Source organism: Pseudomonas sp. FG1 (assembly GCF_034313875.1).
GTDB lineage: Bacteria > Pseudomonadota > Gammaproteobacteria > Pseudomonadales > Pseudomonadaceae > Aquipseudomonas > Aquipseudomonas veronii.
Map to the genome: position 1 here is coordinate 5337076 of NZ_JAVIWP010000001.1, position 13658 is coordinate 5350733.

A 13658-nucleotide genomic window follows, 5' to 3' on the forward strand; every position below is an offset into this window, starting at 1 on the left:
TCCTAGGCTGCCCACAAACGCAGATGCACACGCAAGCCCTGGCCGGTATTCTCCGCCCACAAGCTGCCGTCCTGACGTTGCACCGCATTGCGCGCGATGCTCAACCCCAGCCCGAAGCCACCGTCGCCAGGCCGTGAGCCGTCCAGGCGGATGAACGGCGCGAAGATCCGTTCCAGATCGCGTTCGTCAATACCTCCGCCCTGATCCTCCAGCCATAGGTGCCAATATGCGCCATCACGGCGCCCATCGAGGCTGACGACACCGCCGGCAGGTGAATGCCGTATGGCGTTGCGCAGGATATTTTCCAGCGCCTGGGCCAGGGCGTTCAGATTGCCGCGTACCCAACAATCCGGCCCCAGCAGGCATGGCAGCAGCGAGGCTGGCCAATCGCTTTCGAAACAGGCGTTGTCCTTGAGCATGTCCCACAACGCCTGAACCTGAATGTCTTCGACAGGCAGCGGCGTCCGCTCGGTGTCCAACCAGGCCAATTGCAGGCTGTCCTCGACCAGGCGCTGCATGATGTCGATCTCCCGCCCCAGCCGTTCACGCAGTTGCGCCAGATCCTGCTCGCTGTCACAGGCCACACGCAAACGGCTGAGGGGGGTGCGCAGTTCATGGGACATGTCCCGCAACAGCTGTTGCTGCAATACCACCGTGCCCTGCAACCGCTCGGACATATGGTCAAACGCCCGCCCCAGCTCGCCCAATTCATCCTGGCGGCTGGTGGCATCGTGGGATAGCCGCGTGTTCAATTGATCGGCACGCCAGGCGTTGGCCTGCTCGCGCAGTTGATTGAGCGGCATGATCAGCAGCCGGTACAGGCCGATGCACAACAACAGGGTAAACAGACCGGGAATCACGCCATTGGTCACCACCCGCCAGAACAGTTGGTAGCGCCCCGGCATAAAGCGCTGGGGCAACTCGATCACCAACGAGCCGACACTGGGGTCCAGGGGAAACGGGATTTTCAACCATGGCAGGCCTTTGGCGTGGCGGCTGACCGGCCAGTCCAGGCCGCGCAGAAAAGTCAGGCGCTGGCTTTCCTTGTCGGTCAACGGCGTGCTGGCGAGGGATTGCAGGTCGTTGCCGATCACGCCGATCCAGGTGCGCTCACGCGCAGCCATCAGTTGCAACCAGGCGTCCACGCCGTCAGCGCCCTGGGTACTCCAGGCCAACTCCGCTCCCGCCGCATAACCGCTGAGAATCTCGCGGGAGGTGTCGGACAGATAAGCGTTCTGCTGCTCCATGTACCGGCCCCAGGACCAACTGAGCCAGATCATCAACAAGCAGAAGGCAATCAGCAGGCAGGCCAACTTCCAGAATAACGAGTGCCTGCCCGGCAGACGTTTCAAGCCTCCCTCAAAGGCCGTCATCGTGACCGCTCAACACATAGCCCTTACCCCAGACGGTACGCACTTCACGCTCGCTATAGCCGATGGTCTTGAGTTTGCGGCGAATCTGGCTGATATGCATGTCGAGGCTGCGGTCATGGGGCGCATAACCGCGCTGCAGCACGTGCTGATAAAGGAAGGCTTTGCTCAGCACTTCCTCGCCGTTGTTGTGCAAGGTCTGCAGCAGGCGGTACTCGCTGCGGGTCAGCCCGGCCCACTGCTGCTGGTAGAAGACGTCGGACAGTTCATCATCAAAGCGCAGGCTCCGGGCGTCGTCGCGCGCGGGCGGCAAACTCAGCGGCGGACGACGATCCAGGGCCACCCGGCGCAGGATGGCTTCAATACGCACGCGCAACTCGATCATGCTGAACGGCTTGGGCAGGTAGTCGTCCGCACCCAGGCGAAAGCCGTTCACGCGATCGGCTTCGGCGCCCAGGGCCGACACCAGGATCACCGGGACCGCATGGCTCTGGCGCAGATGCGTGAGGATCGACAGCCCGTCCAGCCCCGGCAGCAGAATATCCATCAACACCACGTCGAAGACGTGCTCGCGGGCCATCTGCAGGCCTTGCTGGCCGTTCCGACACCACGTGACCTGAAAGCCACAGCGCCCCAGATGCTCGTGGACATAGGCGCCCAGCACGGGGTCATCTTCGATGGTCAGGATAGTGGGTAGACCAACTTCCACGGGATTCATTAGCGCCTGCAAGTCATTCTCAATCACTGATTATTCAAGATTCCCCCGCGCCAGGCAATCGCCACGTCGCGCCAAATGGCCCGAAGATTGCCCGCTGTCATTAATTTGCAAGATTCCACGCCGCGCAAATGGCTACACTGCGCAGGGGTGCGGGCCGGATGCCTGCACGGGCGATCGATCACAACGTGGTAGCAGGAGAGTGGCGTGCTTAGAAGAATGGGGATAAAAGGCCGCGTACTGTTGCTGACCTTATTACCGACCAGTCTGATGGCCTTGTTGTTGGGCGGCTATTTCACCTGGATGCAGCTCTCGGAGTTGCAGTCCCAGTTGCTGCAACGTGGCGAAATGATCGCCGAGCAGTTGGCCCCACTGGTGGCTCCGGCGCTGAGCAGCAAGAACGCCGACCTGCTCGAACGCATCGCCACCCAATCCCTGGAACAACAGGACGTGCGCGCCGTTTCCTTCCTTGCGCCGGACCGCTCGTCGATGGCCCACGCCGGCCCGACCATGCTCAACCAGCCGCCGGTGGGTAACAGCTCGCACCTGTTGCAGCGCACCGGTAACGACGCCACGCGCTATCTGCTGCCGGTGTTTGGCCGTCATCGCAACCTTGCCGGCGAGCTGATTCCCGATGAATCCGACCGCTTGCTTGGCTGGGTCGAGGTGGAACTGTCCCACAACGGCATGTTGCTGCGCGGTTATCGCAGCCTGTTCGCCAGCCTGCTGCTGATCGCCATCGGCCTGATCTGCACGGCGACCTTGGCCCTGCGCATCAGCCGCACCATCAATTCGCCGATCGGCCAGATCAAGCAAGCCGTGGCCCAACTCAAGGACGGCAACCTGGAAACCCGCTTGCCGGCGCTGGGCAGCCAGGAGCTGGACCAACTTGCCTCAGGCATCAACCGCATGGCCGAGACCCTGCAGAACGCCCGGGAAGAACTGCAGCACAGCATCGACCAGGCCACCGAAGATGTGCGCCAGAACCTGGAAACCATCGAGATCCAGAACATCGAGCTAGACCTGGCGCGCAAGGAAGCCCTGGAGGCCAGTCGCATCAAGTCGGAGTTCCTGGCGAATATGAGCCACGAGATCCGCACCCCGCTCAACGGCATCCTCGGCTTCACCCATCTGCTGCAAAAAAGCGAGCTGACACCGCGTCAGCTGGATTACCTGGGCACCATCGAAAAGTCCGCCGATAACCTGCTGGGCATCATCAACGAGATCCTCGATTTCTCGAAAATCGAAGCCGGCAAGCTGGTACTCGACAGCGTGCCCTTCAACCTGCGTGACCTGCTGCAAGACACCCTGACCATCCTCGCCCCCGCCGCCCATGCCAAACAGCTGGAACTGGTGAGCCTGGTGTACCGCGACACGCCGCTGGCATTGGTGGGTGACCCGCTGCGCCTCAAGCAGATCCTGACCAACCTGATCAGCAATGCGATCAAGTTCACCCGCGAAGGCACCATCGTGGCCCGGGCGATGATCGAGGATGAACAGGAAGACAGTGTGCAACTGCGCATCAGCGTGCAGGACACCGGCATCGGCCTGTCCAACCAGGACGTGCGCGCGCTGTTCCAGGCGTTCAGCCAGGCCGACAACTCGCTGTCGCGCCAACCGGGCGGCACCGGCCTGGGCCTGGTGATTTCCAAGCGCTTGATCGAGCAGATGGGCGGTGAAATCGGCGTCGACAGCACACCCGGCGAAGGCTCGGAATTCTGGATCAGCCTGAACCTGCCCAAGACCCGCGACGACGTCGAAGACCTGCCCTGCGCGCCGCTGCTCGGCCGCCGCGTGGCCGTGCTGGAAAACCACGAACTGGCGCGCCAGGCCTTGCAACACCAGCTCGAAGACTGTGGCCTGGATGTCACGCCGTTCAATACCCTGGAAAGCCTGACCAACGGCATCACCGGCGCGCATCAGACCGAACAGGCGATCGACCTGGCGGTACTCGGCGTCACCGCCAATGACCTCCCGCCCGAGCGCCTCAACCAGCATCTGTGGGACCTCGAACACCTGGGCTGCAAGGTGCTGGTGCTGTGCCCGACCACCGAGCAAATGCTGTTCAGCCCGTCGGTGCCCAACCCCAACAGCCAGTTGCAGGCCAAGCCCGCGTGTACGCGCAAGCTGCGCCGCGCCCTGACCGACCTGATCAGCCCGCGCCCCACGCGCTGCGAACCGGGCGAACCGTTGTCCAGCCGCGCGCCGCGGGTGCTCTGCGTGGATGACAACCCGGCGAACCTGTTGCTGGTGCAAACCCTGCTGGAAGACATGGGCGCCAAGGTCCAGGCCGTGGAAAGCGGCTATGCGGCCATCAATGCCGTCCAGCAGGAAACCTTCGACCTGGTGCTGATGGACGTGCAGATGCCCGGCATGGACGGTCGTCAAAGCACCGAGGCGATTCGCCAGTGGGAAAGCGAGCGCCACGGCACACCGCTGCCGGTGGTGGCCCTCACCGCCCACGCCATGGCCAACGAAAAGCGTGCGCTGCTGCAAAGCGGCATGGACGACTACCTGACCAAACCCATCAGCGAACGGCAATTGGCCCAGGTGGTGCTGAAATGGACCGGCCTGGCCCTGCGCAACCAAGGGCCGGAGCGCCCGACCGAAGGCCTCGGCCCAGGCGTGCGATTGCTGGTGCTGGACCACGAGGAAGGACTGCGGCTGGCCGCGGGCAAGGCGGACCTGGCGGCGGACATGCTCGCCATGTTGCTCGCCTCCCTCGAAGCCGACCGCCTGGCCATTACCCTCGCCCGTGAGGCCAATGACAACCATGCCTTGATCGAACGCGTCCATCGCCTGCATGGCGCCACCCGCTACTGCGGCGTACCGCAACTGCGCGCCGCCTGCCAACGCGCCGAAACCCTGCTCAAGCAGGACGACGCCAAGGCCATGGCCGCGCTGGACGAGCTGGACATGGCCATTGCCCGGTTGGCCAGTGAAGCGCGGGTCAGCGCCTGAGATTTTTTTACAACGCCGGGCCCGATCCCACAGGGTCCGCGTTACCAAAACGTACATTGCAGGGAGCTTTTTCATGCGCGTCATTCTTTTCAGCAGCCAGACCTACGACCGCGACAGTTTTCTCGGCGTGCCGCTGCCGCCCGGCCTGGAACTGCAATTCCAGCCCGCCCGGCTCACCCTCGACACCGTGGCGCTGGCCGAACGCCACGAAGTGGTCTGCGCGTTTATCAACGATGACCTCAGCGCGCCCGTGCTCGAGCACCTGGCCACGGGCGGCACCCGCTTGATCGCGCTGCGCTCGGCCGGTTACAACCATGTCGACCTCGCCGCTGCCAAACGCCTGGGCCTGACCATCGTGCGTGTGCCCGCCTATTCGCCTCATGCCGTCGCCGAACACGCCGTGGCACTGATTCTCGCCCTGAACCGGCGCCTGCACCGTGCCTACAACCGCACCCGCGAGGGCGATTTCAGCCTGCATGGCCTGACCGGCTTCGACCTTGTCGGCAAGACCGTCGGCGTGGTCGGCACCGGGCAGATCGGCGCCACCTTCGCCAAGATCATGGCCGGTTTCGGCTGCCACCTGCTGGCCTACGACCCGTTCCCCAACCCGCTGGTCCAAGCGCTCGGTGCGCGCTATGTGAGCCTGCCCGAGCTGCTGGCCGAAGCGCAGATCATCAGCCTGCACTGCCCGCTCACCACCGACAGCAAGCACCTGATCAACGCCCGCTCCCTGGCGCAGATGCAGCCCGGCGCAATGCTGATCAACACCGGGCGCGGCGGCCTGGTGGACACCCCCGCGCTGATCGAAGCGCTCAAGGACGGCCAACTCGGCTACCTGGGGCTGGATGTGTATGAAGAAGAAGCCCAGCTGTTTTTCGAGGACCGCTCCGACCTGCCCCTGCAGGACGACGTGCTCGCGCGCCTGCTGACGTTCCCCAATGTGATCATCACCGCGCACCAGGCATTTCTCACCCGCGAAGCCCTGGCGGCGATCGCCGAGACCACCCTGGCCAACATTGCGGCCTGGGCCGATGGCCGGGCGCAGAATCGTGTCGACGGATGATCAGCGGTCACATACCAGGCGCATGATCCGCAGGCGCGCGTGCTAGGATGCCGCGCCTATTTGGAGGAACCATGGCCGAACACGATTTCCGCTTCAGCTTGCTGAGCCCGCAACACACCCTGATCGAATGCCGCGCCCTGGTGCCGGGCCGCTATCAGGTCACCGGCAACGGTGGTTCGATCAAGCATGGCGACGTACTGATCGTCACCCTGCGCGGCAGTAAAACCCTGTCGATGCGCCTCACCGTCGAAGGTGACGCGCGCTACTCCATCCGCCCGGCAGGCCAGTGGGTCGCCATGGCCCAGGGGCCGAAGTTCGGCGAACTGGAGATTCACACCTGGAAGGTCAACTGCGACAGCTGCGAGGCCGTGCTGGAGTTTGAATTCGCAGTGGAGACCAAGCTGACCAAGGATCCGCTGCAACCGGCCGCCAATGCGCGCATTGCCGAGTTGGGCTGGGCCAGCGAAGGCGCCAAGCACCGCTGCCCGAAATGCCAGAAGGCCGCGCAATGAAAGCCCTGCTTCTGCTGGCCGCCGTCGGCGCGAGCCTGATGGGCTGCGCTGGCGATGCGGCAAAGCTCGAGCGGGATCACAGCTACGTGGTGGAATGGATCGGTGAGCGGCCGCTGATGGATTACGCGCACCTGAGTGTCACCCTGGGCGCCGATGGGCGCGCCTACGGCAACGGCGGGTGCAACCACTGGTTCGCACCGTACACCGTGGAGGGCGACAAACTCAGCTTCGGCAAGATCGGCAGTACGCGCAAACTCTGCGGCGACGCCCTGATGGAGCAGGAACACCGCTTCTTTCAGGCCCTGCAAGGCGTTGAGCGCTGGGACATCTCGCCGATCGAGCAGACCCGCTTCTGGCCGGCCGAAGGCAAGCCTATCCGCCTGTGGCTGGAAGAAGGCTGATAGCAGGCTCAATGGAATCTAACTGTGGGAGGGGGCTTGCTCCCGATTGCGCTATGTCAGTACCGAATATGTTGGCTGACACACCGCCATCGGGAGCAAGCCCCCTCCCGCATGTTCAACCGCGCAGGGCCTTGAGCTTGGCCAGCACGCCTTGCGCCGTCTGTTCGCCCATCAACTGCTCACGCACCTTGCCCTTGTCGTCGATGATGTAAGTCACCGGCAACGCTTCGCTGCGTGGAATATCAAAGATCCCGTCCGGGTTCTGCGCCAGCACGGTGAACTTGATGCCCAGCTTGTCACTGGCTTCCTTCAGTTCCGCGCCCTGCACATTGTCGAAATTGACCCCGAACACGCCGACGTTCTGCCCTTTGAGCTGTTCAGCCAAGGCATTGAGCTCCGGGATTTCCGTGCGGCACGGGCCACACCATTCCGCCCAGTAGTTGACCACCAGCCATTGCTTGTCCAGGCGTTCGGCCGCCACTTTCTGGCCATATTGGTCAACGCCGTAGTCATTACCGCAGCCGCTGAGCAGCAGGGTTGTGATGATCGCCAATGCACCGATCAGTCGCCTTGTCATGGGGTAATCCTTCGCAAAAATGAACGTTGGCTGCGACGGATCGCCTCTTACGGTTTAAGGACCGGGCGCAGCGCAGGTAGAATACCCGCCACCTTACGCAAGATGCGACCCGCACATGACCGATCTGACGCTTTATCACAACCCGCGCTGCTCGAAATCCCGCGGAGCGCTCGAACTGCTGGAAGCACGCGGCCTCGCGCCGACGGTGGTGCGCTACCTGGAAACCCCGCTGAATGCCGCGCAACTGAAGGCCCTGCTGGGCAAACTGGGGATCAGCGCACGCCAATTGCTGCGCACCGGCGAAGAGGAATACAAAACCCTCAACCTGGCAGACGCGACGCTCAGCGAAACACAGTTGATCGCCGCCATCGCCGAGCACCCCAAGTTGATGGAACGGCCGATCCTCGAAACCCCCGACAAAGCCATCATCGGCCGCCCACCGGAGAGCGTGCTGGAGATCCTGCCGTGAGTGCGCCGTATGTGCTGGTGTTGTATTACAGCCGCAACGGCTCGGTCAGCGAAATGGCCCGGCACATTGCCCGAGGCATCGAACAAGGCGGGATGGAAGCGCGCCTGCGCACCGTACCGGCGATCTCCAGCGAGTGCGAAGCCGTAGCGCCGAGCATTCCGGCCGAAGGCGCGCTGTATGCCAGCCTGGATGATCTGAAGAACTGTTCAGGCCTGGCCCTGGGCAGCCCGACCCGCTTCGGCAATATGGCCGCGCCATTGAAGTACTTTATCGACGGCACCAGTAACCTGTGGCTGACCGGCGCCCTGGTCGGCAAACCGGCCGGGGTGTTCACCTCCACCGCCAGCCTGCACGGCGGCCAGGAGACCACGCTGATGTCGATGCTGCTGCCGCTGCTGCACCACGGCATGCTGATCACCGGCCTGCCCTACAGCGAACAAGCGCTGCTCGACACCCAGGGTGGCGGTACGCCTTATGGCGCCAGCCACCATGCTGGCCCCGACGGCAAGCGCCTGCTGGATCAACATGAAATCGCCCTGTGCAAGGCCCTCGGCCTGCGCCTGGCGAAAACCGCTGCGTTGCTGGAGAACGGCCGTGGCCAAAAAACCTAAGATCCTGCCACCCCAGGCATGGCTGGAGCCGCGGGTCAAAGTCGCACGCGCCCTGAGCCTGCTGGCGTTTTTCGGCCTGGTGGGCCTGCTCTGCGTGTATTACCTGTTCGTCGCCGACCTGCACGGCGCACGGCCGTGGGTGATCCTGCTGATCGAACTGGTGCCGCTGCTGGTGCTGGCGCCGGGGATACTGATCGGCAGCGCACGCGGACATTCATGGATGTGCTTTGTGGTGAACCTGTATTTCATCAAGGGCGCACTGGCGGCGTATGACCCGAACCGCCAGTGGTTCGGCGTGCTGGAAATGCTCGCGAGCCTGGCGCTGTTCTGTACGGCGCTGCTGTATGTGCGCTGGCGGTTCCAGTTGGATCGGCGCTTGGCCGGCGAGGGTCAGCCAGCCTGACCCGCCGTCATCGCGGGCAAGCCCCACATCTGGAATGCAGTTTCCTGTGGGAGTGGGCTTGCCCACGATGGCATCACCTCGGTCTCAATGATTGACCGTATACGCCAGCATCATCGACAACTGACACATCGGCCGCCCGCTCTCGGCATGCCACTGGTTGAACGCCCCCTGCACCGTCGCCAGGTCGCGCAGGCTGGTGGGGGCCTTGTCGACGATCTTCTGCGCGTGCAGTGCCGCGACCACGTCATCGCTCGGCACGAACGTATCCTTGCCCACCATGCGCAGAAAGCGCGGCGCCGACAGCCCGCCCAACTGATGACCGTGCTTGCTCAGGTATTTCCACAAGCCGACGATATCGGTCACCGGCCAGTCGGCGATAAACGCGCCGAAACTACCCTTCTCCTGGGCGATATCCAGGATCATCTGCGCGTTGCGCGGCACACTCTTGAGCTTGCCCAGGTGGCGGATGATGCGCGTATCCTGCATCAAGCGCTCCAGGTGCTCGGCGCCCATCAGCACGACTTTTTCCGGGTCGAAGCCAAAGAACACCTGCTCGAATGCAGGCCATTTGGCATCCACCACGCTGTGCTTGAGCCCGGCGCGGAAAACCCGCAGCGCCAGGGTTGACAGGTAGCGATCATCACTGATCTGGCGTAATTGCGCCGGCGTCTTGGGCACAGGCAGACGGGCTTCCAGTTCGGCCGCCGAACCGAAGCGGTTCAGACAATATTCGTGCAGCCACTTGTAATCGCGCATGCCCTCTCCTGGGGATTGAAATGAAAACGGCGCCTGTGAGCGCCGTCGTTCAGAGCGTTGAGAAACGTCAGAGGTTCACCACGTTGACGAAGCGCGAAGCGGCGTTCTCGTCGATACGCAGGCTGGTGAAGTCGAACAGGTTACGGTCGGCCAACTGCGACGGGATCACGTTCTGCAAGCTGCGGAAGATACTCTCGGTACGCCCTGGGGTCTTGCGTTCCCAGTCCTGGAGCATCTCCTTGACCACCTGGCGCTGCAGGTTTTCCTGGGAGCCGCACAGGTTGCACGGGATGATCGGGAATTGCTTGAAGTCGGAGTAGGCCTGGATGTCCTTCTCGTTGCAATACGCCAGCGGGCGAATCACCACGTTGCGTCCGTCATCGGCGCGCAGCTTGGGCGGCATGGCCTTGAGGGAGCCGTTGAAGAACATGTTGAGGAAGAATGTCTCGACGATATCGTCGCGGTGATGCCCCAGGGCCATCTTGGTCGCACCGATCTCATCGGCAAACGTGTAGAGCGTGCCACGGCGCAGGCGCGAACACAGCGAGCAGGTGGTCTTGCCCTCCGGGATCAGCTCCTTGACCACCGAATAGGTGTCTTTTTCGACGATGTGGTACTCGATGCCCAGTGTCTTGAGGTAGGCCGGCAGCACGTCTTCGGGGAAGCCCGGTTGTTTCTGGTCCATGTTGACGGCAACGATCTCGAACTTGATCGGCGCAACCTTTTGCAGGTGCAGCAGCACGTCGAGCATGGTGTAGCTGTCTTTGCCGCCGGAAAGGCAGACCATGACCTTGTCGCCGTCCTCGATCATGTTGAAATCGGCGACCGCTTCACCGGCCAGGCGACGCAGGCGTTTTTGCAGTTTGTTCTGGTTGACCGTAAGAGTGCCCATGGCGCTTGGATCCGCTAGAGGTGTGTGACGAAAAGCGCGGTATTTTACCGGTAAGGTTGACCAAGTTCCAATGTGAGAGGGAGCAAGCCTCCTCCCCCACTTGAGTGCATTGCCAACGACAGACCGCGCCGCGATTAAGCCCACTGTTTACAGCGCAATTTGCTCTAAAGCCCTACGGTTTTTCCGGTCATCACTTCCTATACTGCGACTTGAGGTCGCACATAACTATCCAGACCTTTCAGGCCATCTGGCCCGTGGGCGCTCCGATGGGGGGCGATGGTAATAACGACAGGAGTGACTGGCATGATCCATCACGTCGTGGGGCTTTTTACCCATCCCGACCAGGAATGGCGGGAAATTCGTGGCGATAAAGAAGAAAGCGTCGGCCACATGTACCTCACTCACACCTTGATTCTCGCGGCGATCCCCGCCGTATCAGCTTTTATCGGCACCACCCAGGTCGGCTGGGTCATCGGCAGTCGCTCCCCGGTCATGCTGACCCAGGAAAGCGCCTTGTGGATGACCGTCATGTCATACCTGGCGATGCTCGGCGGCGTAGCGGTCATGGGCGCCTTCATTCACTGGATGGCGCGCACCTACGACTCCAGCCCCAGCATGGCGCGTTGTGTCGCCTTTGCCACCTACACCGCGACACCGTTGTTCATCGGCGGGCTGGCGGCGCTCTACCCGCACATGTGGCTGGGGATGGTCGTCGGCACGGCAGCGATCTGTTACACGGTGTACCTGCTGTATGTGGGGTTGCCGACGTTCATGAGCATCGATCCGGACGAAGGCTTTCTGTTTTCCAGCTCGGTGTTGGCCGTGGGTCTGGTCGTGCTGGTGGCAATCATGGCGTTCACCGTGATCGTCTGGGGTCTGGGCGTTGGCCCGATCTATACCAACTAAGCGGTTTCACCCAGCAGGCAAGGCCACCGCAAGGTGGCTTTGTGCGCCATGCATGACCATTCGGCGCCTGACCGATTCGGAAACACCCGCCTTTGCGGCATACTGGCCACCTCTGGAGAGATGTACAGCATGCCCGAGCAACTCAATACCCGCGTCGAAGATTGTTTCCTGCTAGCCGAATCCTTTTTCAAACGAAGCTTCAAACGCCCCCAGGTCAGCCTCAAGTTGCGGGGCCAGAAAGCCGGTGTCGCGCATTTGCACGAAAACCTGCTGCGCTTCAACCCACAGTTGTACCGAGAAAACAGCCAACACTTCCTGAAACAGACCGTGGCCCATGAAGTGGCGCACCTGATCGCCCACCAATTGTTTGGCGAGCGCATCCAGCCCCATGGCGAGGAATGGCAACTGATCATGCGCGGCGTGTATGAACTGCCGCCAGACCGTTGCCACACCTATGAGATCAAGCGCCGCCAGGTGACCCGCTATATCTACCGCTGCCCATGTGCCGACAGCGACTTCCCGTTTTCGTCACAGCGCCATGGGCTGGTGAGGCAGGGGCGGCGTTATCTGTGCAGGCGCTGTCGGCAGACGTTGGTGTTTACCGGGGAAACTCGCGTTGAGTGAAATATGCGGTGTGTGTGAGGGCCTCATCGGGGGCAAGCCCCCTCTCACATTTTGACCCTGTTCACAGAGCTAATTGTGGGAGGGGGCTTGCCCCCGATGAGGCCCGCCCAGTCACTACACAATCACCTTGGCAGCACGCAACGCGCTGATGCGCTGTGAGCTCAAGCCCAACTCCATCAGCACTTCATCACTGTGCGCGCCCACCGCGGCCCCGATATGCCGAGGGGCTGGCAACCCTTCGGAGAACTTCAGCGGGCAAGCCATCTGCGCCTGGGTCGAGCCGTCGGGCCGCGGCACCTGGGTGACCAGTTCCCGCGCCTTCAACTGCGGATGCTCCACGGCTTCGCTCAGGCTCAGCACCGGTTCGACGCACGCATCGACCCCGGTAAACAACTCGCACAATTCCTCGAAGCTGCGCTTCTCGAACTCAACCTGCAGCGCCTGCTTGAGCGCCTTTTGCTGCTCAGGCTCGGACGACAAGCCTTGTGCCGCCAGTTCCGGTCGCCCCAACGCGGCGCACAATTGCTGCATGAATGCCGGTTCCAGACTGCCGACCGACATCCAGCGCCCATCGCGGGAACGGTAATAATCGTAGAAACTGCCGCCATTGAGCACATGGGTCTCCCTCCCCGGCTCCACGCCACAGGCCAGGTAGCCAGCGCCGGCCATGGCATTCAAGCTGAACGAGCAGTCGGTCATGCTCACATCCAGGTACTGGCCAACGCCGCTCTGTTGCCGCGCAATCACCGCCGCGAGCAGGCCCACCACCGCGTGCAGCGAGCCGCCGGCGACATCCGCCAATTGCACGCCCAACGGCAGCGGCCCGCTGTCCCGCCGCCCGGTATGGCTGGCCACTCCGGCCAACGCCAGGTAGTTGATGTCGTGCCCGGCGCGGTCCTTGTAGGGGCCGGTCTGACCGTACCCAGTGATCGACACGTAAATCAGCCGCGGGTTGATCGCCTTCAACGCCGCATACCCCAGGCCCAGGCGCTCCATCACCCCGGGGCGAAACTGTTCGAGCACGATGTCGTAGCCCTTGACCAGCTCGCGCACAATCTCCAGCGCCTCGGCCTGCTTCAGATCCAGGGCGAGGCTGCGCTTATTGCGATTGAGGTAAGCATGGCTCGCCGAGGTGCCCTGATCATGGGGCGGCAGCACGCGCAGCAGGTCCATGCGCGTGGGCGATTCGATGCGCAGCACCTCGGCGCCCATGTCCGCCAGCATCAGCGACGCAAACGGGCCGGGCAGCAAGGTGGAAAAATCCAGTACTTTGAGCGACGCCAAGGGACCTGACATGGAGACTCCGTTTCCGATTCGACTGGCGACAGCGTAGTCAGCCTTCAGCGCCGACGGCAATCGTCAGAACGATCATCGGCAGTGACCGTTTTGATCACGGCG

Annotated in this window: 15 protein-coding genes; 9 read left to right on the forward strand and 6 right to left on the reverse strand. The window is 62.6% G+C overall.

Features of this window, described 5'->3' with window-relative positions; all coding sequences use genetic code 11:
• Positions 1-2: 2 nt before the first annotated feature.
• On the reverse strand, positions 3-1373 hold the full coding sequence (locus RGV59_RS24300; protein WP_046485252.1) for a sensor histidine kinase: 1371 nt from the start codon (positions 1371-1373) through the stop codon (positions 3-5).
• Complete coding sequence (locus RGV59_RS24305; RefSeq protein ID WP_102617229.1) at positions 1360-2088, reverse strand: response regulator transcription factor; 729 nt, start codon at positions 2086-2088, stop codon at positions 1360-1362. Before RGV59_RS24305 ends, RGV59_RS24300 begins: the two co-directional genes overlap by 14 nt.
• A 204-nt stretch (positions 2089-2292) precedes the next feature.
• Here RGV59_RS24305 and RGV59_RS24310 point away from each other — a divergent pair, with 204 nt between their 5' ends.
• The 4 genes from RGV59_RS24310 to RGV59_RS24325 all read left to right on the forward strand — a co-directional run bounded on the left by RGV59_RS24310 (position 2293) and on the right by RGV59_RS24325 (position 7022).
• On the forward strand, positions 2293-5046 hold the full coding sequence (locus RGV59_RS24310) for a response regulator (protein ID WP_046382920.1): 2754 nt from the start codon (positions 2293-2295) through the stop codon (positions 5044-5046).
• A gap of 73 nt (positions 5047-5119) precedes the next feature.
• Entirely contained in the window at positions 5120-6109 is a 990-nt protein-coding gene (locus RGV59_RS24315) for a 2-hydroxyacid dehydrogenase (protein WP_017848020.1), read from the forward strand.
• Positions 6110-6180: 71 nt separating this feature from the next.
• On the forward strand, positions 6181-6621 hold the full coding sequence (locus tag RGV59_RS24320; protein WP_102617230.1) for a hypothetical protein: 441 nt from the start codon (positions 6181-6183) through the stop codon (positions 6619-6621).
• Positions 6618-7022, forward strand: coding sequence for an META domain-containing protein (locus tag RGV59_RS24325; protein ID WP_102617231.1), 405 nt, complete (start codon positions 6618-6620; stop codon positions 7020-7022). The genes RGV59_RS24320 and RGV59_RS24325 overlap by 4 nt, the downstream gene beginning before the upstream one ends.
• Before the next feature lie 115 nt (positions 7023-7137).
• Here RGV59_RS24325 and RGV59_RS24330 read toward each other — a convergent pair whose 3' ends face one another.
• Positions 7138-7599 (reverse strand): TlpA disulfide reductase family protein, encoded by a 462-nt coding sequence (locus RGV59_RS24330; protein WP_017848023.1) that lies wholly within the window; start codon positions 7597-7599, stop codon positions 7138-7140.
• Positions 7600-7714: 115 nt separating this feature from the next.
• Between RGV59_RS24330 and arsC the strand changes: the two genes are divergently transcribed.
• Genes arsC through RGV59_RS24345 form a run of 3 tightly spaced genes read left to right on the forward strand, consistent with a single transcriptional unit; the run spans position 7715 to position 9082 of the window.
• Positions 7715-8068, forward strand: coding sequence for an arsenate reductase (glutaredoxin) (gene arsC / locus RGV59_RS24335; RefSeq protein ID WP_017848024.1), 354 nt, complete (start codon positions 7715-7717; stop codon positions 8066-8068).
• The gene (gene wrbA, locus RGV59_RS24340) at positions 8065-8679 is read left to right on the forward strand and encodes an NAD(P)H:quinone oxidoreductase (protein WP_046485241.1); all 615 of its coding nucleotides are present in this window, start codon (positions 8065-8067) and stop codon (positions 8677-8679) included. The genes arsC and wrbA overlap by 4 nt, the downstream gene beginning before the upstream one ends.
• Positions 8663-9082 (forward strand): DUF2069 domain-containing protein, encoded by a 420-nt coding sequence (locus RGV59_RS24345; protein ID WP_017848026.1) that lies wholly within the window; start codon positions 8663-8665, stop codon positions 9080-9082. The genes wrbA and RGV59_RS24345 overlap by 17 nt, the downstream gene beginning before the upstream one ends.
• Before the next feature lie 84 nt (positions 9083-9166).
• Here RGV59_RS24345 and RGV59_RS24350 read toward each other — a convergent pair whose 3' ends face one another.
• The gene (locus RGV59_RS24350) at positions 9167-9838 is read right to left on the reverse strand and encodes a DNA-3-methyladenine glycosylase I (protein WP_017848027.1); all 672 of its coding nucleotides are present in this window, start codon (positions 9836-9838) and stop codon (positions 9167-9169) included.
• A gap of 67 nt (positions 9839-9905) precedes the next feature.
• On the reverse strand, positions 9906-10730 hold the full coding sequence (gene ttcA, locus RGV59_RS24355; RefSeq protein ID WP_017848028.1) for a tRNA 2-thiocytidine(32) synthetase TtcA: 825 nt from the start codon (positions 10728-10730) through the stop codon (positions 9906-9908).
• A gap of 303 nt (positions 10731-11033) precedes the next feature.
• On the opposite strand from ttcA, the gene RGV59_RS24360 reads away from it, so the two are divergent.
• Both RGV59_RS24360 and RGV59_RS24365 read left to right on the forward strand, forming a co-directional pair.
• Positions 11034-11636, forward strand: a complete 603-nt coding sequence (locus RGV59_RS24360) for a Yip1 family protein (RefSeq protein WP_102617232.1) — start codon at positions 11034-11036, stop codon at positions 11634-11636.
• A gap of 129 nt (positions 11637-11765) precedes the next feature.
• Complete coding sequence (locus RGV59_RS24365) at positions 11766-12260, forward strand: SprT family zinc-dependent metalloprotease (RefSeq protein WP_026140162.1); 495 nt, start codon at positions 11766-11768, stop codon at positions 12258-12260.
• A gap of 114 nt (positions 12261-12374) precedes the next feature.
• Here the strand turns inward: RGV59_RS24365 and RGV59_RS24370 are convergent, their stop codons facing one another.
• Complete coding sequence (locus RGV59_RS24370) at positions 12375-13556, reverse strand: CaiB/BaiF CoA transferase family protein (RefSeq protein ID WP_102617233.1); 1182 nt, start codon at positions 13554-13556, stop codon at positions 12375-12377.
• Positions 13557-13658 lie beyond the last annotated feature (102 nt).